This window comes from Peptostreptococcus anaerobius VPI 4330 = DSM 2949, from assembly GCF_000381525.1.
Lineage (GTDB): Bacteria > Bacillota > Clostridia > Peptostreptococcales > Peptostreptococcaceae > Peptostreptococcus > Peptostreptococcus anaerobius.
The window spans coordinates 1-26,519 of record NZ_KB906610.1; the positions used below are offsets into that span (position 1 = coordinate 1).

Here is a 26,519-nt window from a genome sequence, read left to right on the forward strand (position 1 = left end):
GCAATAGAAGATATTGAGCAACCTAATTTGATCATGGCATAAATTTCTCCTCTTTCATACTCACTTAGGTGTTTAAAGTTTCTCTTTTTTGTGTTAAAATTAAGTCGATTCATTCTGGACCTCCTGTATGTATTTGTGTTGTGACTTATATTTTAACACAGGATTCGCAATGAATCATTTTTTATTTAGTTGTACAAATTGATTATACAATCAACCAAAATATATTTTTACATAATATTTCAAAATAAAAAAGCCAGGATGCTTTGAGTGAACATCTTGGCTTTTTGTTTTGTATAGGGGTTTACAGGGAGGAGACTTATTTATTTACAAAACAAGTCCTCTATTTTTTCTATATTAAGGTTTTTTCCTATTATTACTAGTATAGGTTTGTTTTTGTCAGGTGATTTTGATATATTTATCTCACCAGGCACATAGTCAAATTCTAAGTTGTGGTCAAATGAGCTGACCTGACCTTTGGCTCTTATGATTTGACCTAGGCTAGGGTCCTTGTCTAGGGTTTTTAGAAGATTTTCTAGTTTTTCCTCTGTCATGGCCTCAGTGACTTTTATTGATATATTTGAGAACTCATCAGAAGAGTGCTTGTGTGTATGGTCATGACCACAAGAATCATGGTCGTGTGAATGAGAGCAAGTTCCATGGTGGTGGTCGTGGTCTTCATGGTTATGTCCACAACCGCATGATGAATCTGAGAATGCATCTAGGATATGTCCATGGCATCCAGAAGTCTTGTGGTCCTTAGGTCCATCTAGTTTTGACTCAAGTAGGTCTAGGCTAGAGAACTCATTCCATTCTTTATCTATTATATGTACGTGGTGGTTCAATTCCTTTATACTGTCCTTGATAGCAGACAGGTCTATTCCCATTTTATCCTTCATATTGAGCCTAGAGAATAGGATTGTATTTGAATGTTCTATTTGGTCAGAGTAGAACTCGCCAAAGTTGTTAAGGTACATAAAGTACTTGGTTATATCCAGTATAGTTATCATCTTGTTTATTTCAAATAGGTCTGGATATGACATACATATTGAGCTTATATCAGATAGTTTGCCTATGCCAGATGGTTCTATTATTATTCTTTCCGGCTGGAACTTGTCCTTTATTTCCCTGATTGATTTATCGAAATCTCCTGATACAGAGCAACAGATGCAACCGGCAGTTATTTCCTTGACGTTTACTCCGTGTCTTCTCAAAAGGTTACCATCTATATTTACTTCCCCAAATTCGTTTTCTATTATTACTGTGTTGGAGAAATCACTGGCTTCTTCTATGATTTTTTTTATAAATGTTGTCTTGCCACAACCTAAAAAACCAGATATGATATCTATTTTTGTCTTATCCATTATGACCTCCTAATATCCAATGATAATACTTATCTATAATTCTTGTCTATCATATAACTTAAAGCTTAATTTATAGTAAAGTTAATGAAAAGTTTAAAAAAATAGGGTATTATAGGTTGTAAGACTATGAAAAAAATTAGAAAAGGAGCTTGTAATGGCAAAATGTATTGATCTTGTGGCTGGTTTTTTTGAGTCAGGCAAGACCACTTTTATAAAAAAGTTAATAAAAAATGAAGTCCTAGGATACTATGACAGGATACTAATAATAAATTGCGAATATGGTATGGAGTCTTATTCAGATTTTGAAGTTGAGGGTCTAGATATAAGGACTGTTGACATATTCAAAAAAGATGATTTTAACCAGGATAGGATAAACAAGGAGATAGGAGAATACAAGCCTGACTACATAGTTGTAGAATACAATGGTATGTGGGAAATTGCAGATATTCTAGAGATGAAGTTTGATGATGGATTCTATATCAAGAACCTAATCAGCCTTGTTGACTACAAGACCTTTGATTCTTATATATCCAATATGGAGTCTGTTATAGTGGACAAGATAGAAAACAGTGATATAGTTGTTATCAACCAACCTGTATATGAAGATGACTTAGACCAAAAGTTTCGTGTTATAAAGTCTATAAACAAGTCATGTGATGTATTTACTGACGATGAGCTCTTTGTTGAGGAAGAGGCAGATATCATAAATGATAAGATGACGAGATCAGACCTTGAGATAGTCAAATTTGCTATGATGTTCTTGGTATTTAATATGGTGATTATAGGTCTTAAGTATGTATTTCCAAACTTCTACAAGGAGTCATTTCAGAGGATAATGGGTATTTTTGTTAGTTTGTTAGTGCAGATTCTTCCATTTTTGTTGATTGGTGCCATAATATCTAGTCTGATACAGGTTTTTGTGCCTGCTGGTAAATTCAATAGGATATTTGCCAAGACTAGTCCAAAATCTATGTTGGCGGCCTTGTTTGCAGGTGTATTTTTCCCTGTTTGTGACTGTGCAATGGTTCCTATTGCGACATCAATTGTAAAAAAGGGATATTCAGTTCCAGTTGCCATAACATTTTTGTTGGCTTCACCGGCAGTAAATCCAGTAGTCATAATGTCTACAGTATACGCCTTTCCTAACCAACCTATGATGGTGGTCTACAGGGTGGTATTTGGCCTATTGATAGCCTTATTTGCTGGACTTTCCCTTATGGTTTTGGAGACTTTATACAAGAGAAAATCTAGACAATCTAATATTGAAGGCCATTTTATAAATACTGAGGGTGATTTGTCTTACGGATGGGGTAATAAGATTATAAAGGATTATATAAATAAGTACTCTATCAGTCAGGCGTCTTTGGCAAGGCTGAATTTAAAGGGAAGGATGAGATACCTAGAGGCCATATCTATCCATACCAAGAATGAGTTGTTTAAGATGGGATTTTATTTGGTTATAGGGGCCTTTATATCTTCAGTATTACAGGTAATGGTTCCAAAGGGGTTATTCCTTCAGGTAAATAAGGTCAATTCCATATCTGTATTGGTTATGATTGTAGCTGCATTCTTTATATCTATATGCTCTACTTCAAATGCCTTTATAGCTAGGTCATTTTACAATATTATGCCCTTAAATTCTCTGCTTGCCTTTATGGTAATGGGACCTATGTTGGACGTAACCAACTTGTCCGTAATGTTGGGTACTTTTAAGAAGGGATTTGTATTCAAGTTGATAGCAGTCCTTGTATATATTTCATTTGTGGTATTTTCACTGATGGGAGGTGGCTTAAAACTTGTATAATAAGATAAATTATGAAGTATTAGTACAGATTTTGATAGAGGTATTTATGGCTCTTATCATAGGTATAAGTTTGGCAACTGGCAGGATAAATGACCTAGTCCATCCAAAGTTCAACCTTATATTGGGAATTACAGCGCTTGTCTTAGTATTGATAGCTGTATTTTCTATACCTAGCCTATTTAGGCCAAGGCATATGAACCAGTTAGCCAAGTATTTTGTCCTTATGATACCTCTTATGGTGACTTTTTATATAAATAATGATGCCTTTGTTGTTAGATCTCAGGGGACTAGCCTTGTCAGCAACCAGCCAAAACCAGACTATGATATAAAGACTTTTGAAAAAACAGTCTATAAAAAGGAGCCTGGAAAGGATTATATAGAGATAGATGACTCAAAGTACCTAAAGTGGTACTATGACTCTAGTCTTATGTGGGATAATTATAAGGATGTTAAATTTAAAATATTGGTAAGGGTATTCAAGGATCCTAGCCAAAAGGGAAAATTCGTCGTCCTAGGCAGGATGGGTATGGTATGTTGTATGGCAGATATGCAGCCATGTGGCTTTATTTATACTGGCAAGGGCTATGAAAAACTAAAGGACAACGAGTGGTATTGGGTAACTGGAAAGATAAGTTCAAAGAAGACTTTTACCTATAATTATGAGGAGTTGGCCCAGATAAGCGATGTTGATTTTGAGCCTACAAGACAGCCTACAGACCAGTATGTATATATCCAGTAAAGTTGAATATATTGGGATTTCGTGGTAAGATGTAGTAGTACAAGTGTATGCATTTTTGATGAAGCTAAGTATGATTTGGCTAGGAATTCGACCTTGTTTTAAGAGGTTTAAACTAAGGAAGTTTGTCTAGAGCTTGTGGCGTATGAGAAAGATTGCATATGTGTACAGAGTGAAAGGATATTTAATAAATGGTTTATAATAGAAATAAGAAATTAAGAAAAGACAATAAGTTTAAGAAGGCTGTACTTTGTTTTTTGACAGGTATAATGCTAGCAGGACCAATAGGACACTCTGGAGTTAGAGCCTATGATGGTCCAGAAACAAGCAGTCTTAATGATGTAGATATCATATATGGTAGCGATGATAATGGTGGAGACAATGTAAATGGGGAGAGTGTGAATATACCAAAGCCAGTTAAGACCCAAGATGGCCATACCATGGATATTACTACATTTGATTTTAGGGGTACTAGACTGAGGTCTTTTGTAAAGCAGAGCGGTTTTGGAACATATACTTCTGCATCTAGCAAGTATGATCCAAGGTCACTAGGTTACATGACCCCTGTAAGAGACCAGCAGAGTCTAGGTATATGCTGGACCTTTGCCGGAAATGCGACCCTTGAGTCATATCTTAAAAAATCAGGCCTAGGTGACTATGACCTTTCTGAAGAACATATGAGATGGTGGGGCAAGGGTGGACTATACAATTGGAATATAGGCGATACGGAAGGTTCTACAAATGAGACTTCTGTTGGATACTTTACATCTTGGATGGGACCTAAGCTAGAGGCTGATATTCCCTACAATGGTAGGATGACTACTGAACAAGGTGCAAAAAAGCCATATAACTATGATAGTGCCAAGATGCTTGACTACCGTGTAACCGATGTAGTAAACGTAGCCACTGATGAGGTGTCTGTCAAGAATGCAATCTTAAAGTATGGTGCTGTTATGAGTGGTTACTATGATGATAAGAGGTATATGAGTCTAGATAAGAATGCCTTTTACTGTGATGACAAGAAGGGTCAGACCCATGCTATAACTATTGTAGGTTGGGACAATGACTATCCGAGGGACAAGTTTACAGGACTTGCAAGGCCAAATTCAAATGGGGCTTGGCTAGTAAAGAACAGCTGGGGCAACTACAATAGTGAAGGTGGCTATATGTGGATCTCTTATGAAGATAAGAATATATTGTCATATTCAGACAACTACGCAATATCCAATGTAAAAAAGGACCAGGGTCAGAAGATATACCAGCATGAGTATTCTATGTCCTCAAATCTTAGGGATGACAAGGCCCTAACAGTAGCAAATGCCTTTAATTTTGAGGCAGGCGAGGTCCTACAGGGGGTTATGTTTGCAACAGACTCTCAGGGGGCAAACTATGAAATATACTATATACCATATGTATCTAATAGTTATGACTACAGTAAAAAATTACTACTCAAGTCAGGTAGGGTAGACCACTCAGGCTATACAACAGTAGATATCAACAACCATAGATTGAATGGCAAGGGTGCTATAGGTATTAGGATAGACAATACACAGGCTGGTCAAAAGTCTACAATAAACATAGAAAAAGACGTAGTCGGATACAAGATGTATAAGTCAAGTTCCAACCCAGGTGAGTCATTTGTGCTTATAAATGATTCCCTAGTAGATATGAAGAAAATAGGGGGGCTTGAATCAACTAATCCAGTAATAAAGGCCATAACATCCAAAAATAAGGTGAGTGGAGAAAATATAATAGCTGGAAGCAATAGGTACAAGACAGCAGTTGAGATATCAAAAAAAGGCTGGACCAATTCGGAAAATGTAGTACTTGTAAATAGCAAGTCTATGCCAGATGCCCTTACAGCTACATCTCTTGCAAGTTTAAAGTCTGCACCTATACTGATAACAGACAAGGACAAGTTAAATCCGGATATAGAAAATGAAATCAATAGATTGGCTGCCAAAAACATCATAGTAGTAGGTGGAGACTCTTCTGTATCTATGAAAATAAGTGAATACCTTTCAAAAAGAGGCATGAAGGTTGAGAGAATAGCAGGTAGAAATAGGTATGAAACCAGTGAAAATATAGCAAAAGAAGTCGCTAGGTTATCAAAATCTAAAGACACAAGTGTCAATTCAGTAGCCCTAGTAAATGGAAGAAGGGGATTAGCCGATGCAATCAGCTTTTCACCAATATCAGGAGAGAAAAATATACCTATTATATTGGTAGGCAATAATATGAAGGCTAATATACCTACTGAAATAGGCCAGATTGAAAAGACCTATATAATAGGGGGAAGTGGATCTTTAAGTGAAGGACTAGAAAAGTCTAGTAAGAATCCATTGAGACTTAGCGGTAACAATAGAAATAATACAAATGCAAGTATAATAGACTATTTCTACAAGAATAGGAATTCAGAATTTGCCTTTGTTGCCAAAGATGGCATACCGAGAGAGGATTCTTTAATAGATGGTTTGGCAGTTGGAGCCTATGCTGCAAAGACAAAATCTCCAATCGTACTAGCACATTCTAAGCTTAAAAAGCAGCAAAGAGATGCCATATCAGCTATGAAGATAGGAAAAGTATACCAGGTTGGTATAGGAAATAATGAAGTAGCAAGCCTAGAGTTAATAAATATGATTTTAGATACAAAGTAAATAATTTGGAGGTGCTCTAATGAAAGTATATAATACTATGACAAGAAAAAAAGAGGAATTTATACCTCTTGAAGAGGGAAAGGTAAAGATGTATGTGTGCGGACCTACAGTTTATAACTTTATACATCTTGGAAACGCAAGACCTTTCACTGTTTTTGATACACTAAGAAGATATTTTGAGTACAGGGGTTATGAAGTAACATATGTTCAGAACTTTACTGATGTAGATGACAAGATCATCAAGAGAAGTCATGAAGAAGGCATATCTCCTGAAGAAGTGGCTGAAAAGTACATCAAGGAGTACTTTATAGACTGTGATGGCCTAGGCATAAAGAGGGCTACAGTTCATCCTCAGGTAACAGACAATATAAAGGAAATTATAAGCTTTATTCAAGACCTAGTAGACAAGGGATATGCATACGAGTCTAATGGAGATGTCCTATTTAGGACTAGGGAGTTCAAGGAATACGGCAAGCTATCCCACCAGAATATAGAAGAACTTGAGTTAGGTGCTAGAATAGACGTAGACGACAAGAAGGAAGATCCACTAGATTTCGTATTATGGAAGGCTAAAAAAGACGGAGAACCAGGTTGGAAATCTCCTTGGGGTGAAGGTAGACCAGGCTGGCATATAGAGTGTTCAGTAATGTCTAGTAGGTACCTTGGCAACACAATAGATATCCATGCTGGTGGTCAGGACTTACAGTTCCCTCACCACGAAAATGAAATAGCCCAGAGTGAATGTAGAAATGGACATGTATTTGCCAACTATTGGATGCACAATGGTTATATAAATGTAGATGGAGAAAAGATGTCTAAGTCCCTAGGAAACTTCTTTACAGTAAGGGAAATTGCTGAAAAGTATGACCTAGGACTAGTGAGATTCTTCCTATTATCTACTCATTATAGAAACCCAGTCAACTTCTCAGACACTATCCTAGACCAGGCCAAGGCAGGTCTTGAAAGACTTACGAATGCTAGAGACAATGCAGAGTTTATGATGTCTAAGCTAGAGGATACAAAGATGAGTCCAGAAGAGACAGGTCTAGTTGATGAATTAAACTCATACAAGACCAAGTTTATAGAGGCTATGGATGACGACTTGAACACATCTGATGCAATTTCAGCTATATTTGAACTTGCCAAGTTTATGAATACAAATATCAAGGATACATCTTCTAAGGAATTTATAGGACTAAATATAGACCTATTTAATGAACTTACAGGAGTTCTTAATATAGCAAACAAGTCAGTAGAAGAAAATGACGACTTGGCAAGGACTGTAGAAGAAATGATAGCAAAAAGAGCAGAGGCTAAAAAGAACAAAGACTTTGCCTTAGCTGACAAGATCAGAGAAGAACTATTAGAAATGGGCATAGTAATAGAAGATACAAGACAGGGTGTAAAATGGAAGAGAAAATAATAAAAGAGAGTGAGTTGGCGAGGATATCGCCACTCACTTTGGCATATTTAGGCGACACAGTATATGAATCGTATATAAGAGAGTACTTGATAAAGAGAAATATATTCTTAAAGATAAATGACCTTCACAAGTCTGCAATAAAATATGTGAGTGCCCATGCCCAGTCAAAGGCTATAAAGGGTCTAGAAGATATTCTGACAGAGGAAGAGACGACAATATTTAAAAGAGGAAGAAACCATAAGAAAAACACAGCTGCCAAAAATGCCAGCGTTATAGACTATAGGCATGCTACCGGATTCGAAGCAGTTATAGGATATGTGTATTTAAAAGGTGACATAGACAGACTAGACTATTTGGTAGAAGAGTCGATAGATATAATAGAAAACAGATAAGGCGGTGATATTTTGGCTCTAATAGAAGGAAGAAACCCCGTAATAGAGGCCCTAAAGAACAATAGGCCAATAGAAAAGATAATGGTCAATAAGGGATCTAAGGAGGGTTCAATAAAGAAGATAATAGGTATGGCAAAGGATAACAACATAATTATCCAACAGGTTGACAGACACAAGCTAGATGATATGTCAGAGAGCCATGCCCACCAAGGGGTAATAGCCCTTACTAGCGATTATGTATATTATGAGTTGTCAGATATACTAAAGAAGGCTAGGGAAAAAGAAGAAGACCCATTTTTTATAATACTTGATGGTATTACAGACCCCCACAACTTAGGGTCTATCATCAGGACAGCAGATGCGGTTGGTGCTCATGGTATTATCATACCTAAGAGGAGGAGTGTACATATAACTCCTATAGTTGCCAAGGCATCAGCAGGAGCTGTTGAATATGTACCAGTATGTAAAGTAACAAATATAGTAAATACTATCAAACAACTAAAAGAGGAAGGTCTATGGATAGCTGCCGTAGATATGGGTGGAGATGCATTTTACCAGACCAACCTTACAGGACCACTTGCCTTAGTAGTTGGAAGTGAAGGAGAGGGAATATCTAGGCTGACAAAGGAGAACTGTGATTTTACTGTATCTATGCCTATGTCAGGTAATGTTACATCCCTAAATGCTTCAGTTGCAGGTGGTATACTATTATATGAGGTATATAGACAGAGAAATGCAAAAAAATAAGTATGTAGCGAGAAAAATTTTGATAGTAGATGGCTATAATGTAATAAATGCTTGGTCTGTACTTAAAAAGCTAGGTGAAGATGACTTGGAGTCTGCAAGAAATAAGTTGGTAGCTTATGTGATGGAGTATTCCAAGATAAAGGGATATGAGGCCCATGTGGTATTTGACGCCTATAATGTAAAGGGCGTGGATGAAAAAATAGAGCACCACCATGATGTTACGGTTGTATTTACAAAGGAAAATCAGACAGCGGATACCTATATAGAGAAGTTTATATCAGGTCTTTCAAAGTATGATGAGGTATATGTAGCAACAAGTGACTATGCCGAGCAGCAGATAATCCTGGGCAAGGGATGTTCTAGGATACCTGCAAGAGAGCTGATAGGAGACCTTTCTTCAGCCAAGGAAGAACTAAGACGTGACAATCACTCTAGGATAAAGAAGTACAACAACATGAATAGGTTGGAGAATAAGATATCTCCTGATGTATTTTCTAGGTTGGAAGAAATTAGGAGAAAAAAATAAAATAGGGGGATTTTTGTATGCAGGAAGAGATAGAAGACCAACACCCTAAATGCCATGAACAAGACCTAGATTATGAACTTGTAGATATGGCAAAACAGGGTGATAAATACGCTATCAATAAATTAATAGAAAAATACTCTATAATGGTAAAGGCCAAGGCTAAGACCTATTTCTTGGTTGGGGCTGATAAAGAAGATATTATTCAAGAGGGACTAATAGGATTATATAAGGCTATTAGGGACTATGATGAAGATAAGACTTGTTCATTTAGGCATTTTGCAGATATCTGTGTTACAAGACAGATAATAACGGCTATAAAGACAGCTACTAGGCAAAAGCATATACCTCTAAACACATACATATCTCTTAATAGACCCATGTTTGAAGAGGAATCAGAAAGAACCCTATATGATATGGTAACTACAAGTCTAGACAATGATCCAGAGGGCTTGGTTATAGACAAGGAAGCCTATAAGGATATGGAAAATAGGATGAAAAAGACCTTGAGCAAGTTTGAAGAAGAGGTCTTTATCAGATACCTATCAGGCCAGTCCTATAGTGATATAGCGATATCCCTAAGCAAGGATGCAAAATCTGTAGACAATGCTATCCAGAGGGTAAAGAAAAAATTAGAAAAAAATCTGAGCGAGTATTCTGAAGTAGTTCTCTAGCTCGTATGATTTATAGAGTGTATAAAAGAGGTTGACCCAAGTTATATCTATTTTCCTCACTGGACCTAGCAGTAAGAGGGTGATATATTACAAGCTAGTCCACCTCTTTATTTTTTATGGAAATAAAAAAGTACTGGTCAAATGACCAGTACTAAAAGTGTCCCTGACTGGAGTCGAACCAGCGACCTTTCGCTTAGGAGGCGAACGCTCTATCCTGCTGAGCTACAAAGACATACATTTACACTAAATATTCTACCACAAACTTCTAAAATGGACAATAGTTCTTGGAAAATTTGCTTGATATTGAAAAGATAGTCTATAAATCTAGTTTAGGGTGTATAATAAAAATATATAAAAGATAGTAAGGGAGGTATCGATATGTATATATTTGTAGGTATGTTAATAGCCTTTATAGCAGGTTTTTTATATCTATCAAGGAATAAGGAAAAGGTTGATAATTCAATAGCAGACCAGGTCAGACAAGAGATTAGAGACGGGGTTAGCAAGGAGATAAAGATATACCATATAAGTGACCTCCATTATTTATCTGCTAGGCTTACAGATTACAAAAAATCGTTCGAGGATAAGGTAGAGTACTTCGATGCCAAGTCAGTTAGGTATGTAAGGGAGATATTTGACTGCTTTGTACAGGAGTGCATAAATACCAAGCCAGACCTGGTTGTATTTAGCGGTGATTTAACCTTTAATGGCGAAAGACTAAGCCATATAGATCTAAGGGATAAGTTGATGGTTCTTAGGTCCAACAAGATACCGGTTGTTGTAATACCGGGCAACCACGACATAGACAATGAAATTTCTTGTAGTTTTTTTGGAGACCAAGACCAAGAAGTAGACAACGTATCAATAGATGAATTTGTAAATATATATAGGGATTTTGGATATGGAGATTCATCTAGAGTCATATCAAGGGACAAGCATTCACTGAGCTACCTATACAGGCTTAGCCCAGGGGTTAGCTTATTGATGCTAGATACAAACACAGGCAAGAATAAAAAGTACATCTGCAATTCTACATATAGGTGGATAGAAAACGCTTTGATAAGCGCTCACAAGAGAAATGAAAGGGTGATAGGGGTCAGCCACCAAAATATCCTTGCCCACAACAAGATGTTTGTATCAGGCTACAAGATAGATAACAGTTCCAAGCTAGTAGACCTCTACAACAAGTACAATGTAAGGCTAAACCTAAGTGGTCATATGCATTCTCAACACCTTGCAGAGTACAAGAATGTATATGATGCTGCCGTATCTTGTCTTAGCCTATATCCAAACCAATATTCTGTAATCAGTATAGGACTCAGGGGAGATATATCCTACGAGACCATGAGGCTAGATATAGAAAAGTGGGCACAGTTGTATTCAAAGCCAGACAAAAACCTCTTGAACTTTAAGAATTATTCAAGGGAATTTATAGTGAGGGCGACAAAGAATCAGACGGATAGGGTTATAAAGAATATTGAAATAGATGAAGAAGAAAAATACAAGATGATGAATTTTATGGTCGATACTAGTATAGCATATTTTTCAGGAAGGATGTTAGAGCATCCAGAACTCAATATCAAGAGTGATGGCTATAGATTTTGGCAAAAGTATTGTGATAAGACTTTTTTGGCATCTTATTTGGAGAGTATATATTCAGAAGATCCTAAAGACCACAATAAATTTGATATAAGGTCTTAGATATATTTACAATATAATAGAGTAGTTTTTAGCGTAGATGTATAGCTGATGCTTATTTGGCTCTTCTACGCTAAATTTATATAATTAAAGGGGAGATCGTTATCTCGATATTTTAGGATAATAAATTAACAATAAAATAAAGATAAGGTTATAAAATAAAGGATATATTGTTTATAATTAAACATTATTTATAGTTAGGAAAGCTTGAAAATCTATAAATAATAGGTTTAATAGGTAATTATCATAAAAAACCCTATTAATTTGACAAAAAAACATAAAAAATTCATAAAATTTATCAGTTAATATGTTGACAAATAAACAGAGTGGGAGTACAATAATGTTAATAAATAAACGATAATAAACTTATTTAATACTATTTATTTAAAAACGGGCCCATATTATTATGATTTTGGAGGTAGAGAGATGTCAAAGCAAAACCAAGCAATACAAGAAGATAAGGATTATATTGTAAAAGACCTAAGTACTTTTGAGAGAAAACTAAAAGAGGTAAGAGAGGCTCAGAATATATTTGCCAGCTTCAGCCAGGAGAAAGTAGACCATATATTTAGGGAAGCGGCTCTTGCAGCCAACCACAAAAGGATAGACCTAGCTATAATGGCAAACAAAGAGACTGGAATGGGTATTCTTGAGGACAAGGTCATCAAGAACAACTATGCTGCTGAATATACTTACAATGCCTATAAAAATACAAAAACTTGTGGTCTGGTAGAACAAGATGATGCTTTTGGAATCAAGAAAATATATGAACCAGTTGGTGTTATAGCAGCGGTTATACCTACTACTAATCCTACTTCAACTGCAATATTTAAGACATTGATATCTTTAAAGACTAGAAATGGTATAATAATATCCCCACATCCAAGGGCAAAAAAATCGACTATAGCTGCTGCTAAGACTGTATTGGAGGCAGCTGTAAAGGCGGGGGCTCCAGAGGGAATAATAGCATGGGTTGATGAACCATCTATAGAACTTACAGCAGAATTGATGAAGGAAGCGGATTTAATATTGGCAACTGGAGGTCCTGGTATGGTGCATTCAGCTTATTCATCAGGCAAGCCAGCTGTTGGTGTAGGGGCTGGTAATGTTCCAGCTATAATCGACGAGAGCGCTGACTATAAGACAGCAGTAAGTTCAATAATCCTATCTAAGTCTTTTGACAATGGTATGATATGTGCATCAGAGCAGTCAGTATTAGTGCCAGCCAAGGACTATGATTTGATAAGGGATGAATTTGTATACAGGGGAGCCTATCTTCTAAAGGGCGATGAAGTAGATAAGTTTAGAAAAATAATTTTGAATGAAGCTGGTGGATTGAATAGTAAAATCGTAGGTCAATCACCTAGAAATCTAGGTAAGTTGGCAGGTGTTGATATACCAAAAACTGCCAGAATAGTCATAGCGGAGGTTGAGCAAACAGATTTTGTGGAGCCATTTGCCCATGAAAAACTTTCACCTATTTTAGCTATGTACAAGTATGAAAATTTTGATGATGCTGTTCAAAAGGCAGAGCACCTAGTAGAACAAGGTGGTCTTGGACACACATCATCACTATATATAGACACTATAAAGTGTAAGGAAAAACTAGACAAGTTTATCAAGTCTATGAAGACTTGTAGGATAGTAGTCAATACTCCATCATCTCAGGGTGGTATAGGTGACCTTTACAACTTTAAGCTAGCACCATCATTTACACTTGGATGTGGTTCCTGGGGTGGAAATTCAGTATCTGAAAATGTTGGTGTAAAGCACTTATTAAATACAAAAACTGTAGCTGAGAGGAGAGAGAATATGCTTTGGTTTAGGACACCTGAAAAGGTATATTTCAAAAAGGGATGTTTACCTGTTGCTATGCAGGAATTTAAGGATGTTATGAACAAGAAAAAGGCATTTATAGTGACTGACTCTTTCCTATATAAGAATGGTTACACAAAGAATATAACAGACCAGCTAGATGCTATGGGCATTGTACATACTACATTCTTTGATGTTGAGCCTGATCCAACTTTAGCTTGTGCAAGACGTGGTGCAGAGGCCATGAAGAGCTTTGAACCGGACCTTATAATAGCTGTAGGTGGTGGTTCAGCTATGGATGCTGGTAAGATTATGTGGGTTATGTATGAACATCCTGAGGCTGATTTCAAGGATATGGCAATGACATTTATGGATATAAGAAAGAGGGTATATACATTCCCTAAGATGGGTGAAAAAGCCTACTTCTGTGCAATAGCAACATCAGCAGGTACTGGTTCAGAAGTTACTCCATTTGCCGTAATAACTGACCAGGATGCTGGTATAAAGTATCCTCTAGCAGACTATGAGCTACTTCCAAATATGGCTATTGTAGATGCTGATATGATGATGGATATGCCACCTAGGTTGACTGCTTCATCAGGTATAGATGCCTTGACACATGCTCTAGAAGCATACGTATCAGTTATGAGGTCAGAGCCAGCAGATGGACTTGCTCTTAAGGCTGGTAAATCTATATTCGAATACCTTCCTCAGGCCTACAGAGAAGGAACTACTAATGAAAAGGCAAGAGAAAAGATGGCTATAGCATCAACTATGGCAGGTATGGCATTTGCTAATGCTTTCTTGGGAGTGTGTCACTCAATGGCTCATAAGTTAGGAGCCTTCCACCATGTTCAGCACGGTGTGGCCAATGCTATGTTAATAACTCATGTTATAAAATACAACTGTTCAGAGGCCCCAGTAAAGATGGGAACTTTCCCTCAGTACAAGTATCCTGACTGCGTTGAAAGATATGCTGAATTTGCTAGATTCTGCGGTGTTAAGTCTGGAAATGATGACATGGAAACAGTAAACAACCTTATAAAGGCTATAGAAGACTTGAGAAAGGAAACTGGAGTTCCAGCTAGCATCAAGGAAGCCGGCATAGATGAAAAAGCCTTCTTGGATAGTTTAGATGACATGACTTTACAGGCATTTGATGACCAATGTACAGGTGCCAACCCAAGATATCCATTAGTTGAAGAACTAAAGGAGATGTACTTAAATGCCTACTATGGAAAATAGTAATCTGTAGAGATTAGATTTTTACAATTTATAATATCATATACTATAAATACCATGAGAAAATTATTTTCTCGTGGTATTTTTATTTTAAGAGGATGACAAAAAGTTTAATTTAAATAGCAAAATAAACAATTATATTAAGTTTCAAAGATGAAATTGGAGTTTTCAATATTAAATGTGGATATTTATTGGTTTAGAGTTTAATTAAACAATTTGAAAATTTCTACAAATAAAAAAATTAGATACCTGTATTTTGGGTATATTAGCAATATAACGATTTCCTATTATGAAATTAAAGTTTTACTTAAAAAACAGAGTTTATAAATCGAAAAAGGTAAAGGAGAAGGACAAATGAGCAAAAAAGAAATATTAAGTGGTAATCAGGCTATTGCTAGAGGTTTTTATGAAGCAGGTGGTATGGTTGCAACAGCATACCCAGGATCACCAACCGTTGATGTAATCGAATCTATGAAAAGCGAGTACAGCGATGATATATATTCAGAGTTTTCAATGAATGAGAAGGTTGCGCTTGAAGTAGGTATAGGTTCTTGTTATGGTGGGCTTAGGACACTTGTAACTATGAAGCACGTTGGTGTCAATATATGTATGGACCCATTGATGAGTTTTACTCAGTCGCCTATAGATGCAGGATTTATGCTAGTATCAGGTGATGACCCAGGTATGTCAAGTTCACAGAATGAACAGGACAATAGAATACTAGGTAAGTTTGCCAATATGGCTATATTCGACCCAGCTGACTCACAGGATGCCAAGGACTATGTAAAGGCAGGCCTTGATATCAGTGAAGAATACCAGATGCCAGTAATGATGAGAATAACAAGTAGGATATGTCATGCTAGGTCCCTAGTAGAGATAGGTCAAAGAGAAGAAAAGATGGGACCGAAGTTCAGTGGCAAGCCATCACTTTCTTGTATGTTGCCTCCTCATACCTTTAAGCACCAGTACACAATGAAAGAAAGAATCGAAAAGTTACAGGAAGCTGCCAACGATTTAAGTATAAACAAGCTAGAAGAATATGGGAGTGATAGCCTAGTTATAACATCAGGTATATGTTACTACAACTTCAAGGAAGTCTGTCCAGACGTGGATGTACTGAAGCTAGGTATGGTATATCCACTTCCAATAGACAAGATCAAAAATCTTGCTAAAAAGTATTCAAAAGTAATAGTAATAGAAGAAATGATGCCATTTATTGAAAATGAGTTAAAGTTAAATGGTATAGACTGTGTAGGTAAGGAGTATTTCAGCTTTACTAATGAACTACACTCAGAAGTAATAGAAGAAGGCCTAGTAAAGATAGGTGTCCTAAAGGAAAGGAAACTACTAGATCCAGCCAAGGACGACACTACAGCTAGAGGTCCATTATTCTGTGCAGGATGTCCTCATAGACCAGTATTCGATATACTGAAAAAGTCTAAGGTGACAGTTGTAGGAGATATAGGCTGCTATACAATGGGATTATTGTACCCATGGGAAGTCCTAAAGGTAAATATCAGTATGGGTGCATCTCTTGGTATCATAAAGGGTCTAAGATATGCTATGGACAAGCAAGGTGATGTAGACAAGCCAGTAGTAGGTGTAATAGGCGATGGTACATTCTTCCATTCAGGAATACCAGGCTTTGCCAACCTACAGTACCAGCTAAAGGGCGACGAAAACATCACTATGATAGTCCTAGATAATGCTACAACAGCCATGACTGGTGGTCAGCCAACAGGTGAGTCATTTCATATGGACCAGACAGGCCAGGATATATCTATAGAGGCGACTCTTAGAAATATGGGCTTTGATGATATCCAGGTGATAGACCAGTTCAACTACAAAGAAGCAAAAGAAGCAATCGTTGGAGCTACTAAGAGAAAGGGTGTATCAGTAATCTTAACAAGTAGACCGTGTGCCTTGAGATACAAGGTAAAAGAAACTCCATTTGAAGTAGATCCAACAATATGTATAGGATGTAAGACTTGTATCAAAACTAACTGTCCTCCTCTAAGAATGAAGAAGTATGATGGTATAGAAAAACTAAAATCATCAATAGATCCAAACCAGTGTGTAGGTTGTGGTATATGTGCTCAAGTTTGCCCAGTTGGTGCAATAAAGAGAAAAGAATCTAAGTAGTATTATGGAGGGAAGTAAAATGGCAAATACAAATATAATTTTAGCAGGTGTAGGTGGTCAGGGTCTTGTAATGACTACCAAGATAATAGCTCAGGCAGCCCATCTAGCAGGACTTGACGTAAAGACTAATGACGTTGTAGGCCTATCACAAAGAGGTGGTAAGGTATGGGGAAGTATAAGAATAGGTGAAAAAGTATTTTCTCCTAACGTGAGACCAGGAGATGTGGATATACTGATAGGTTTTGAAGCCCTAGAGGGTAGAAGATTTAGAAAAGAGCTAAAGAAAGACACATCAGTAGCTATAGTAAACAGGTATGAGATGGCTCCAACTCTTGTCCAGCAGGGTGTAGAAGAATATGCTACCGATATAGAAGAAGAATTAAATAAATATGCCGGTAGGGTCATATTTGAAGACTGTACAGCTAAGGCAGTTGAATTAGGAAATAAATCAGCTGCAAACATAGTTTTACTAGGTGTTTGCTCAATGTTTGTAGAGGATATACCAGAAGATAAATGGATAGAGGCTATAGTGTCTAGTGTTCCTGAAAAGTTTGTTGAACTAAATAAAAAGGCATTTGCAGCCGGTAGAGAGATGGCTAAATAGTAGCTTAGATTAAAGAATATATATTTATAGAAAATTTTGGGATCTTTGTTAAATAAGATTAATGGGGATTCAAACAACGTTAGCTGGTGAGTGAAAAGATACACCAGCTTCGTTGTTTTTTATAAGCATTTCCTAACAGTATCAGATTCACACTTTTGTAGTGTTATTTCTACTGTAAGAATGTATTTCACTTTGTTACTTTGCAGAATATATTATTATACAGCTTAAAATTCAAAGCTATCGGAGGAAAATGTGATATTTGATATTGTAATTTAGAATCTATATAAAAATTTAACTTGTCTGTATCATCTTTATTAATCAGTTCAAAAAAAGCCTTTATTCTTGAATCTTCTCCAGCATATTCAAGAGATTTTTCTTTGTACTTATTTCTTATGTCTTTCTCAAAGTCATCACTAAGATTATCTATACCTATAGGGTAAACAGTTTGATACACAGATTCTACGCTAGATTTTGTGCTATTCAAATAATCTTCTATATTTTCTAGATAAAATTCAAATAATTTTTTTAACTCTTCTTCTGTCATCTGCTTAGTCTGTTTAACAAGATCTTTTTGGTCGTTATTATTTCTATAAACAAGGCTCTCAAAAGAACTGTAGTAACTAGGCAAAAAACCTTGTACGTTTATAAATGTACAATCATTATTATTCATGAAATTTATGAATAAGATTTCTTTTTTTAAGATATCCTTATTACTAGAATCAACAAATTTTTTAGTGAAAAAGTTACTAATGCCGTATTATGAATCTAGCATTTCTTTAAAATATTTGTTATACCCGATTGCTCCTGACTTTATTTTGTTTCTATAAACATTATAATTTTCTCTTATCAAAAAATCTCTTTTTCGTGTTAATTCGTCCAAATTGTCATCCTTAACTGAGGGACTGCTGCTACTTCTAGATAATTTGATATCATTATCATTAAACAGTTCTTCTTCAGTGGTTATATTAATGTTTATAAATTCTTTGTCCTGAGCATGAGAGCGAATAGTAAAAGTCATCAAAATTGACATCGACAAAACAAGACATAAACCCTTTTTAAGTTTCATAAACACGTCCCCTTTCTACAATGCAAATACACGAGAAAAAATAATTAGTAATATATTATTAAGACAATAAATATGTCTATATTTAGCTTAATGATATAATGATTGGAATAAAATGTCAATACAAAAATACATGAATTTTAAATTCCTGTTTTTATAATCATATGAATTGATATTGCAATTTAGAATGTATTTTTTATTATTTTTAGTTAAATTTAGTTTTTTATGGTATAGAATATAATTAGAGGTGGTGATAGTTTTTATGAATAATAAATTAAACGTTTTAATTATAGAAGACGATGTGAGTATAAACGATATTGAAAAAAGAGTGCTTGAGAAGAATGGATTTGGTGTAATTCAAGCTTATTCAGGAAGTGAAGGTCTACTCAATTGCCAATCAAGAAAAGAGGAAATAGATATCATAATAATGGACCTATTTTTACCGGGAATAGATGGATATGAGTTGTTGCCCCAGATAAAGGATATTTTGGATGTACCAGTAATTGTAGTGTCAGCTATAAGTGACATTGTTGACAAGGTGAAACTGCTTGATGCTGGAGCCAATGATTATATTACAAAGCCTTTTGATAATAAAGAACTGCTTGCGAGAATTGGGGTACAGGCTAGAATTTCTCAGGTGTCCAAGTTAGATAATAAGGCTGAAAATATGGAAAATGTTTTAAGATATAGAGATTTAGAATTATTTCCGGAAACTTTTGATGTATTTGTATGTGGTAAAGAGTTAATTTTGACAAAGTATGAATTTAAAATATTAGAATTATTTTTGAAAAATCAAAAAAGGATTTTCTCAAAACAGGATATTTATGAGATAATATGGGGTGAAATATATACAGGAGATGATAGGACTATAAGTGTGCACATTAGTAATATAAGGAAAAAAATAGGAGAATTTTCAGATGAACCTTATATTGACACAATATGGGGAATTGGATTTAGACTATCCAAGTAAAATCTAGAGTGTATGAGTAAGTGGTTTTATAAACTTTAAACTTTCTTTAAACTTTGCTTGATATATTTTAAAATTACGAGAGTATTATATTATTATAACAAATAATATAAAGTAGTTAAGAAAGGGAATTTTATGGATTATATACTTCAGACGACAAATTTAGAAAAAGTATACGGAAAACAAAAGGCTGCTGAAAATATAAATCTCTCAATAAAAAAAGGAGACATATATGGCTTAATTGGTAAAAATGGTGCAGGTAAAACCACTATATTGAGAATGTTAGCAAATCTTGCTGAACCCTCTAGTGGGGAAATTCTCTTTTATGGAAAAAGGAGAAAGGAGGCCATGCACTTAAATACCAATATAGGTGCATTGATTGAAGAGCCGGGCATATTTCCAAATTTAAGTGCATGGGATAACTTGCATCTAAAGGCTATAGCACAGGGAGTTACTCGTAAGGGGCATGAAAATGAGTTGCTTCATTTAGTTGGATTGGAAAATGTAGGAAAGAAGAAGACAAAGGGATTTTCACTAGGTATGAGACAGAGATTGGGTATAGCCTTGGCTATGGTTGGAAATCCAGATCTAGTATTGTTGGATGAACCAATCAATGGTTTGGACCCACAGGGTATAGTTGAAATAAGAGAGCTTATATTGAAATTAAACAGAGAAAAAATATCACATTTATAATTTCTAGTCACCTTTTGGAAGAATTGTCTAGGATTGCTACAAGTTATGGTTTTATATCAGGTGGAAAATTAGTAGCAGAGATGACAAAGGAAGAGTTGGAGTCTAAAAGTGAGGAAGTGATGATACTAGATGTTTCTGATACAGCTAAAACAATACCAGTTTTAGATTCTTTATGTATTAAAAAATATAAGGTGATTAGCAATGAACTGGTCCATATATACGATGATTTTGATAAGGCAGACAACATATCAATAGAACTAGCAAAAAATGGTGTTGCTGTGCGCAGACTTGCGATGGAGTCTAAAGACTTAGAATCGTTTTATTTGGACATGGTAGGAGGTAGTGCAAATGTTTAATTTAGTGAAGATGGACAGGTATAGATTTGTAAAAGGAATGTGGTTAAAGCTTGCAGTTGCAGTAATTATATATGCATTATTTGCCTGTCTTATGCAACAGATGACTATTAACCAAGGGGCAGGTGCCTCAATAGGAACGGCTACATCTCCCGAAGATACTGGTTTTGCGATTGCCCTTGATAATGGTTCAGAAACCTATTTAGAAAAGGGGATGGATTTGAATAGACATATAACAGAAAATGGTTTAGGGGGAGGTACTGTATTACTGGCAGTCGTTCCAATAATCATGTTTTCGAGTGCTGACAATAAAAAGGGATTTAGGAAGAATATAGCAGGTGCAGTTTCATCAAGAGAGCATATTGCTCTTGCCAAATTTATAAGTACAGGAATGATAACATTGGCATTTTTAACCATGTACTATGTATTTGATTTTGCTATAGGTAAGATAATATTAGGCGATTGGTTGAGGTTGGGTGATGTATCAACCTTGATATATAACTTCGTGGTACAGTATCTTTTGTTGACGGCATTTAGTATATTTGCAGTGGCCATTACTATGTTGGTCAATTCAGCATATGTAGGTTTATTGGTTACGGTATTGTTGTCACTAGGAATGAGTAGATCAATATATACGGGTATAAATTATGCAATAACTAAGTTTGTAGGAGTAAAAGGATTTAATATAGGTCTTTATTCTCTAGAATCTTGGTTAGTAGGTGATAACAAGGTATATGATCATCTTTTATTTGTAACAATCTTGGCAATTGTATGGATACTTGTATGGAGTTTTATCACAACTAGGGTATTTTCAAAACGTGATGTAAGGTAATACGATAGTAATGAATGTAAATTTTTGGGGGGAAGTATATGATACTGTTTTTGTTGATTATAATTTTAATAATAAGTATGGTTTCAATATTTTACCTGATAGCATTTAGACGACAGATAGACTATATCTGTCGTCAGCTTGCGTTTTTAGAAAGAGAGGATTCTAATCTAAAAATAACGAGCATAGGTCCAGGTAAGGAGATAAGTAGACTGATAAATTCCATTAATTGTGTTTTGGAAAAATATAGGAAAGATAGCTATGAAGTTAGAAATAAAAATACCATAGTAAGAGAGGCTGTTATAAATTTATCACATGACATAAGAACGCCTCTAGCAGGCATAGATGGGTATGTTCAATTGTTAGAAGATACAGATATGAATGGGGAACAAGAGGAGTATATTTCTCTGATAAGAGAGCGTACAGAGGCTATGAAGTATATCTTTGATGAATTATATCTATATGCAAAGTTACAGGAGAAAAAACTTGAATTGGTATACGAAAAAATAGACATGAGTAGGTTGGTATTTAGAAATCTTACCCACATTTATGAGGAACTGGAAGAAAAAAATATAGATGTTGATTTGCATGGTCTTGAGGAAAACATTTTTATATATGGGGACAGGCAGATTACAATTAGGATATTGGATAACTTATTTAGAAATTCACTTCTACATGGTAATGAAAGACTTGAGATTAGTTTGTCAGATATTGAGTGCAAAGATACTGAAAAGAGATATACAAGACTCAAAATAGCAAATGGAATTGATGAATCTCAAAAGATAGATGTAGAAAGAGTATTTGATAGATTTTATAAGGTTGATGCATCAAGACATAGTGGGTCTACGGGATTGGGTTTAGCTATAACTAAAGAATTAATTGAAAAAATGGACGGTTATATCAGGGTTGATGTAAAAGATGGAATGTTTACAGTAACTATCGATTTTTTAGGGTCTAGTTTATGTGTGAAAAATGATGATAATTAACCGGTGTTCCCCCCCCCTAAACATAGGGGGGCAAAATTAATAGGTTTAACCGGCAAATTTACAGAAAAAATTTTATGTACTCAGACTAATGATTTTTTAGATGGGCATAATCTAATAATCTATTATTTACGCTATCTATTTCTATTAACAAAATATTATCTTTTAGAAAATAAGAAGTTGTTTCAAATTCTTTAGCTGTTTCTAGATCTATTTCTTGCACTTCAATATTTGTTTTATTGATAGATTTTATATATCCCGTTATTATATATTTTTTCTTGTTTATTTTAAAACTTGATATAATCTTATTTTCTTTTATATATTTCAAGATATCTCCAATATTTGAAATATTTTTTTGTTTTAATCCAATATTAAAGATGTTCTTATCAGAGTTGATTTTCCAAAATTCAGCATATAAATTTATTTTTTCTAAATATTCTGTTTCGTAGTTAGTATTTTTTATAAATTTATTTTTTATCAAATATATGCCATCTATTTTACCTTGTTCATCCAGTAAATGAAATAAAGAATATTCGTCAAAACTAGATAAATAAAATCCAACCAAAAATGATTCGTCACATTCGGTATATATTTCCATCAAACAATTTTTTTTAAATTGTGTGTTCATAAATTACCTCCATAAAGTATTTATAAATTAGTGTTTCTTTCTTTTTCTAGGTTGCTGAGGTTTCTTTTGATTTTTTGGTTTCCAACCCTTTTTAGGATCTTTTTCTTTTCATTGGATCTTCCTGGACGAGGTTTTGTATGTTTATCATGTGTACTCTTTCGTTTGTTTTTAGTGTGTTCTTTGAAATAGCTAATAATTCTATTTGATACCCAAGTACCAGTGGCAATGGTTGCCCCTGCCAAGATAACGATTCCTGTGGTTGTGATCAATACCTGACCGACACCAGGAATAAAATAAGCACCAGCTGCGGCGGGAATTGTAAGAGCAGTTCTTTTTTGTCGTATAGGAATTTCCCTAGATGATTTTAATAATATTGAAAACTCATCCTTAGTATAAAAAGTTCCATTAATTTTTATTCCAGTATCATATACTTCTACATCTGGAGTATTATTTTGCTCAACAATCATATCATTTTGACTGATATCTTCATTAGCGTGCGCGGTTGTAAACGGAGTAAGTATCATTGATATAATTAGTAAATAAGAAATAGTCTTTTTTGTAAATAGTTTCATATTACCTCCACTTTCTATTGATGAAACATATTTTATATTAAGTAAAATATGTTTCAGTTCAAAATAATATATAATATACTCAAGTAGTGCTACTTGAGTATATTATATATTTAAAAGTATATGATGTAAATATTTTTAATAAAAAATTAATATTTTTTCAAGTATATTTATAATTGGTTTTTAATCAGGTCTTCCATTGACTCTCTTTTGATAGCTAGCTTGGAAGTGCCGTTTTTTACGAATACTACTGCTGGTCTTGGCATTTGATTGTAGTTTGACGCCATTGAATAGTGGTAGGCTCCTGTACAGCTCACAGCAGCTATATCTCCAATTTCAGGCATTGGGAGTTTTACATCGTATGCTATGATATCTCCTGACTCACAGCACTTTCCTGCCAGTGTATATAGTCCGAATATAGGTGCAGTCATCTTGTTGGCTAGAGCAACTTCATATTTTGCCTGATAAAGGGCAGTTCTTATATGGTCACTCATACCACCGTCTACTGATACATAGGTCCTTACATCAGGTATTTCCTTGATAGTTCCAATCCTATATAGGGTAGTGCAGGCCTCTCCGACTATTGACCTACCTGGTTCTAGCCATAATTGAGGTATTGGAAGATTGTTGGATTTAGATGAATCCTTTAGGTAGCTGATGATTTCATCAAGGGCTGTTTCTATAGGATATGACAGGTCTTCATCTGTGTACCTAATGCCAAATCCTCCACCAATATTCAAGACAGAAGGTGTGTAGTCTAGGTCTTTTTTTAGTTTAGCGAACCACCCAAATACCTTGTCTACAGCCATTCTAGTTCCTTCCGTTCCAAATATCTGAGACCCTATATGAAAATGGATACCTATAAGGTCTAGGTTTTCTGCTTGGAGTATGTCTGCAACTCCTTTAAATGCCTGTCCATTGTCTATATTAAGACCAAACTTGGAATCGGTACTTCCAGTAGATATATACTCATGGGTATGGGCCTCTACACCAGGTGTAACCCTTAGTAGGCACCTAGGCTTTTTAGACATTTGACCTGCAATTTGGTTTAGCCTTTTTACTTCGTCAAAGCTATCTATGACAAAGCAACCTATGTCTTCCTTCAAGGCATATTCAATCTCAAAGTCCGTCTTGTTGTTTCCGTGTAGGTGAATTTTCTGAGGGTCAAAACCTGCACTCAGGGCATTGTATAATTCTCCAGCCGACACAACGTCCAAGCCCATATTTTCTTCAGCCATAATCCCTACAAGGTACTTGCAGATAAAGGCCTTGCTGGCATAGGATATATGGTAGTCTAGGCCAGAGCCTTCAAGCACACTATGAAACCTTCTGCATTGGTTTGTGACTAGGTCTTCATCGTATACAAATAGGGGGCTAGAATATTGGTCTACTAGGTCCATACTGGTGATGCCGGCAATCTCAAGTTGACCATTCTGATTTATTTTTGAATTTCCGTGTAGTTGCATATTATTCCTTTCTAAAGCCTGTTCAAAGTCTATTTTTTACTGGTAGGTAGATTAGATCAAGAGTCTGGAAGTTAAGAGGTGATATCTGTTCGGAATTTGCTCCGACTCCCTTGAAAGTATACTCGTATACAGGTATATCTTGACCGTAAAAAATAGCCTGATCACCAACTTTTACACTATTATCATCTTCGTTTAGCAATACAATAGTGTGGCTCATCATCATAGATACTAGGGGGTATCTTCTGCCATTTATAAGAACGTCATGACCCATAACCCTTTTTCTAAGAAGGCCATCTCCATAACCTATATTGATGACACCCACCCTTGATTTTTTGTCTGCCTTGAAGGATGAACAGTAGCCGATTGATTCTCCTATTTCAAGGTCCTTGATTGATATTATGGAACCTGAAAGTGTCAGTGCATGGTGGTTGTTTGTAAGGTCAGCTCTCTTGTAGGGTGGACAACCGTATAGGCTGATACCAACCCTTGCATGGCTGTGATTATCCAACAAGCCATCCCTTTGGAGTGAGGCTGAGTTTTGGGCCTGAACAACCTTAAATTTATGGATTTTCTGGGCAGACTCCAGTATATCTAACCAGTCTGATTTTTCTTTTTCGTAGGAGTTTTCTTGGTCGAATTCATCTGCCCAAGAAAAGTGGGTCCATATACCGTCTAATTTTATGTTTGATTCTTTGGCTAGTCTTATTGTTTCTAATACTTCTTTTTTTGACCTACAACCTGACCTCCTCATTTGACCAGCCCATTCTAGGTGGTAGGATATATCATGCATAGAGCCCTTATTTTCCCTTAGAAAATCTAGACTAACAAGGGTAGCTGTGATCGAGTAGTCTCTTAGGCTATCAAAGTCTCTACATGGATTAAGCATAAATATATCTACGTCATCATAGAGCTCTCTTATACGTATAGAGTCTCTAAGACTAGTTGTAGCAAAAAACCTGACCCCCGCCTGGTAGAAGGTTTCTACTGCTCTTTCAAGTCCGAAATGGTAGGCGTCATTTTTTACTACGGCTATAAGCCCACCTCCTGTCATACCTATTAGGTGGCGGGCGTTTTTGTGTAGGGCATCTAGGTCTATTGTGAGTCTAGGGTTAGACTCAGGTTTATTGTAGATTTTTTGCATATTGTAACC

24 protein-coding genes, 1 tRNA gene and 1 pseudogene are annotated in these 26,519 nt (G+C 35.5%); 17 read left to right on the forward strand and 9 right to left on the reverse strand.

Features of this window, described 5'->3' with window-relative positions; all coding sequences use genetic code 11:
* Both F823_RS11525 and F823_RS0102915 read right to left on the reverse strand, forming a co-directional pair.
* Positions 1-113: pseudogene (locus tag F823_RS11525) on the reverse strand (IS30 family transposase); the annotation flags it as partial.
* Between the two features lie 207 nt (positions 114-320).
* A complete protein-coding gene (locus F823_RS0102915) occupies positions 321-1,361 on the reverse strand; it encodes a CobW family GTP-binding protein (protein ID WP_002846458.1) in 1,041 nt (346 codons plus the stop codon).
* 154 nt (positions 1,362-1,515) lie between these two features.
* Here F823_RS0102915 and F823_RS0102920 point away from each other — a divergent pair, with 154 nt between their 5' ends.
* From F823_RS0102920 to sigH, 8 genes are all read left to right on the forward strand, one after another.
* Positions 1,516-3,165 carry a permease gene (locus F823_RS0102920; protein WP_002846459.1) on the forward strand — a complete coding sequence of 550 codons (1,650 nt, stop codon included), beginning with the start codon at positions 1,516-1,518 and terminating at the stop codon, positions 3,163-3,165.
* Positions 3,158-3,904 (forward strand): TIGR03943 family putative permease subunit, encoded by a 747-nt coding sequence (locus tag F823_RS0102925; protein WP_002842887.1) that lies wholly within the window; start codon positions 3,158-3,160, stop codon positions 3,902-3,904. Before F823_RS0102920 ends, F823_RS0102925 begins: the two co-directional genes overlap by 8 nt.
* 188 nt (positions 3,905-4,092) lie before the next feature.
* Positions 4,093-6,558 (forward strand): cell wall-binding repeat-containing protein, encoded by a 2,466-nt coding sequence (locus tag F823_RS0102930; RefSeq protein WP_019595364.1) that lies wholly within the window; start codon positions 4,093-4,095, stop codon positions 6,556-6,558.
* A gap of 19 nt (positions 6,559-6,577) precedes the next feature.
* The gene (cysS, locus tag F823_RS0102935) at positions 6,578-7,981 is read left to right on the forward strand and encodes a cysteine--tRNA ligase (RefSeq protein WP_002842983.1); all 1,404 of its coding nucleotides are present in this window, start codon (positions 6,578-6,580) and stop codon (positions 7,979-7,981) included.
* Positions 7,966-8,373 carry a Mini-ribonuclease 3 gene (locus tag F823_RS0102940; RefSeq protein ID WP_002842866.1) on the forward strand — a complete coding sequence of 136 codons (408 nt, stop codon included), beginning with the start codon at positions 7,966-7,968 and terminating at the stop codon, positions 8,371-8,373. The genes cysS and F823_RS0102940 overlap by 16 nt, the downstream gene beginning before the upstream one ends.
* A gap of 12 nt (positions 8,374-8,385) precedes the next feature.
* Entirely contained in the window at positions 8,386-9,120 is a 735-nt protein-coding gene (gene rlmB / locus F823_RS0102945; RefSeq protein ID WP_002846462.1) for a 23S rRNA (guanosine(2251)-2'-O)-methyltransferase RlmB, read from the forward strand.
* Positions 9,086-9,646 carry an NYN domain-containing protein gene (locus tag F823_RS0102950; RefSeq protein WP_002843075.1) on the forward strand — a complete coding sequence of 187 codons (561 nt, stop codon included), beginning with the start codon at positions 9,086-9,088 and terminating at the stop codon, positions 9,644-9,646. Before rlmB ends, F823_RS0102950 begins: the two co-directional genes overlap by 35 nt.
* Before the next feature lie 17 nt (positions 9,647-9,663).
* Positions 9,664-10,317 carry an RNA polymerase sporulation sigma factor SigH gene (gene sigH, locus F823_RS0102955; protein WP_002846464.1) on the forward strand — a complete coding sequence of 218 codons (654 nt, stop codon included), beginning with the start codon at positions 9,664-9,666 and terminating at the stop codon, positions 10,315-10,317.
* Positions 10,318-10,475: 158 nt separating this feature from the next.
* Here the strand turns inward: sigH and F823_RS0102960 are convergent.
* Positions 10,476-10,549, reverse strand: a tRNA-Arg gene (locus F823_RS0102960).
* A 146-nt stretch (positions 10,550-10,695) separates the two neighbouring features.
* Here F823_RS0102960 and F823_RS0102965 point away from each other — a divergent pair.
* From F823_RS0102965 to F823_RS0102980, 4 genes are all read left to right on the forward strand, one after another.
* Entirely contained in the window at positions 10,696-12,018 is a 1,323-nt protein-coding gene (locus tag F823_RS0102965; RefSeq protein WP_002846465.1) for a metallophosphoesterase, read from the forward strand.
* 423 nt (positions 12,019-12,441) lie between these two features.
* Positions 12,442-15,075, forward strand: a complete 2,634-nt coding sequence (adhE, locus tag F823_RS0102970; protein WP_002846467.1) for a bifunctional acetaldehyde-CoA/alcohol dehydrogenase — start codon at positions 12,442-12,444, stop codon at positions 15,073-15,075.
* Positions 15,076-15,426: 351 nt separating this feature from the next.
* Complete coding sequence (locus F823_RS0102975; protein WP_002846468.1) at positions 15,427-17,214, forward strand: thiamine pyrophosphate-dependent enzyme; 1,788 nt, start codon at positions 15,427-15,429, stop codon at positions 17,212-17,214.
* A 19-nt stretch (positions 17,215-17,233) separates the two neighbouring features.
* Positions 17,234-17,818, forward strand: a complete 585-nt coding sequence (locus F823_RS0102980; RefSeq protein WP_002842870.1) for an indolepyruvate oxidoreductase subunit beta — start codon at positions 17,234-17,236, stop codon at positions 17,816-17,818.
* 187 nt (positions 17,819-18,005) lie between these two features.
* Here the strand turns inward: F823_RS0102980 and F823_RS0102985 are convergent, their stop codons facing one another.
* Together F823_RS0102985 and F823_RS0102990 are read right to left on the reverse strand one after the other, a co-directional pair.
* Positions 18,006-18,446, reverse strand: a complete 441-nt coding sequence (locus tag F823_RS0102985) for a hypothetical protein (protein WP_242821656.1) — start codon at positions 18,444-18,446, stop codon at positions 18,006-18,008.
* A gap of 129 nt (positions 18,447-18,575) precedes the next feature.
* A complete protein-coding gene (locus tag F823_RS0102990; protein ID WP_002846471.1) occupies positions 18,576-18,884 on the reverse strand; it encodes a hypothetical protein in 309 nt (102 codons plus the stop codon).
* Between the two features lie 259 nt (positions 18,885-19,143).
* On the opposite strand from F823_RS0102990, the gene F823_RS0102995 reads away from it, so the two are divergent.
* From F823_RS0102995 to F823_RS0103015, 5 genes are all read left to right on the forward strand, one after another.
* A complete protein-coding gene (locus tag F823_RS0102995; RefSeq protein ID WP_002842916.1) occupies positions 19,144-19,851 on the forward strand; it encodes a response regulator transcription factor in 708 nt (235 codons plus the stop codon).
* Positions 19,852-19,983: 132 nt separating this feature from the next.
* The gene (locus F823_RS11295) at positions 19,984-20,541 is read left to right on the forward strand and encodes an ATP-binding cassette domain-containing protein (protein ID WP_002842925.1); all 558 of its coding nucleotides are present in this window, start codon (positions 19,984-19,986) and stop codon (positions 20,539-20,541) included.
* Between the two features lie 23 nt (positions 20,542-20,564).
* A complete protein-coding gene (locus F823_RS11300) occupies positions 20,565-20,897 on the forward strand; it encodes a hypothetical protein (protein ID WP_021934687.1) in 333 nt (110 codons plus the stop codon).
* The gene (locus F823_RS0103010; protein ID WP_002846472.1) at positions 20,890-21,726 is read left to right on the forward strand and encodes an ABC transporter permease; all 837 of its coding nucleotides are present in this window, start codon (positions 20,890-20,892) and stop codon (positions 21,724-21,726) included. Before F823_RS11300 ends, F823_RS0103010 begins: the two co-directional genes overlap by 8 nt.
* A 38-nt stretch (positions 21,727-21,764) precedes the next feature.
* Entirely contained in the window at positions 21,765-22,709 is a 945-nt protein-coding gene (locus tag F823_RS0103015; RefSeq protein ID WP_002842974.1) for a sensor histidine kinase, read from the forward strand.
* Between the two features lie 85 nt (positions 22,710-22,794).
* Here the strand turns inward: F823_RS0103015 and F823_RS0103020 are convergent, their stop codons facing one another.
* From F823_RS0103020 to alr, 4 genes are all read right to left on the reverse strand, one after another.
* Entirely contained in the window at positions 22,795-23,334 is a 540-nt protein-coding gene (locus F823_RS0103020; protein ID WP_002842849.1) for a hypothetical protein, read from the reverse strand.
* Between the two features lie 20 nt (positions 23,335-23,354).
* A complete protein-coding gene (locus F823_RS0103025) occupies positions 23,355-23,906 on the reverse strand; it encodes a hypothetical protein (protein ID WP_002846473.1) in 552 nt (183 codons plus the stop codon).
* A 167-nt stretch (positions 23,907-24,073) separates the two neighbouring features.
* Positions 24,074-25,369: a diaminopimelate decarboxylase gene (gene lysA / locus F823_RS0103030; RefSeq protein ID WP_002846474.1), complete on the reverse strand. Its 1,296-nt coding sequence runs from the start codon at positions 25,367-25,369 to the stop codon at positions 24,074-24,076.
* A 22-nt stretch (positions 25,370-25,391) separates the two neighbouring features.
* Positions 25,392-26,510 (reverse strand): alanine racemase, encoded by a 1,119-nt coding sequence (gene alr / locus F823_RS0103035; protein WP_019595365.1) that lies wholly within the window; start codon positions 26,508-26,510, stop codon positions 25,392-25,394.
* Between the last annotated feature and the right edge of the window lie 9 nt (positions 26,511-26,519).

Coding starts and splice junctions, on each gene's coding strand:
- F823_RS0102915 (WP_002846458.1), bottom strand. CDS start 1,361: ATGGATAAGACAAAAATAGATATCATATCTGGTTTTTTAGGTTGTGGC.
- F823_RS0102920 (WP_002846459.1), top strand. CDS start 1,516: ATGGCAAAATGTATTGATCTTGTGGCTGGTTTTTTTGAGTCAGGCAAG.
- F823_RS0102930 (WP_019595364.1), top strand. CDS start 4,093: ATGGTTTATAATAGAAATAAGAAATTAAGAAAAGACAATAAGTTTAAG.
- cysS (WP_002842983.1), top strand. CDS start 6,578: ATGAAAGTATATAATACTATGACAAGAAAAAAAGAGGAATTTATACCT.
- F823_RS0102940 (WP_002842866.1), top strand. CDS start 7,966: ATGGAAGAGAAAATAATAAAAGAGAGTGAGTTGGCGAGGATATCGCCA.
- F823_RS0102950 (WP_002843075.1), top strand. CDS start 9,086: ATGAGGTATATAGACAGAGAAATGCAAAAAAATAAGTATGTAGCGAGA.
- sigH (WP_002846464.1), top strand. CDS start 9,664: ATGCAGGAAGAGATAGAAGACCAACACCCTAAATGCCATGAACAAGAC.
- F823_RS0102965 (WP_002846465.1), top strand. CDS start 10,696: ATGTATATATTTGTAGGTATGTTAATAGCCTTTATAGCAGGTTTTTTA.
- adhE (WP_002846467.1), top strand. CDS start 12,442: ATGTCAAAGCAAAACCAAGCAATACAAGAAGATAAGGATTATATTGTA.
- F823_RS0102975 (WP_002846468.1), top strand. CDS start 15,427: ATGAGCAAAAAAGAAATATTAAGTGGTAATCAGGCTATTGCTAGAGGT.
- F823_RS0102980 (WP_002842870.1), top strand. CDS start 17,234: ATGGCAAATACAAATATAATTTTAGCAGGTGTAGGTGGTCAGGGTCTT.
- F823_RS0102990 (WP_002846471.1), bottom strand. CDS start 18,884: ATGAAACTTAAAAAGGGTTTATGTCTTGTTTTGTCGATGTCAATTTTG.
- F823_RS0102995 (WP_002842916.1), top strand. CDS start 19,144: ATGAATAATAAATTAAACGTTTTAATTATAGAAGACGATGTGAGTATA.
- F823_RS11295 (WP_002842925.1), top strand. CDS start 19,984: ATGGATTATATACTTCAGACGACAAATTTAGAAAAAGTATACGGAAAA.
- F823_RS0103010 (WP_002846472.1), top strand. CDS start 20,890: ATGTTTAATTTAGTGAAGATGGACAGGTATAGATTTGTAAAAGGAATG.
- F823_RS0103015 (WP_002842974.1), top strand. CDS start 21,765: ATGATACTGTTTTTGTTGATTATAATTTTAATAATAAGTATGGTTTCA.
- F823_RS0103020 (WP_002842849.1), bottom strand. CDS start 23,334: ATGAACACACAATTTAAAAAAAATTGTTTGATGGAAATATATACCGAA.
- F823_RS0103025 (WP_002846473.1), bottom strand. CDS start 23,906: ATGAAACTATTTACAAAAAAGACTATTTCTTATTTACTAATTATATCA.
- lysA (WP_002846474.1), bottom strand. CDS start 25,369: ATGCAACTACACGGAAATTCAAAAATAAATCAGAATGGTCAACTTGAG.
- alr (WP_019595365.1), bottom strand. CDS start 26,510: ATGCAAAAAATCTACAATAAACCTGAGTCTAACCCTAGACTCACAATA.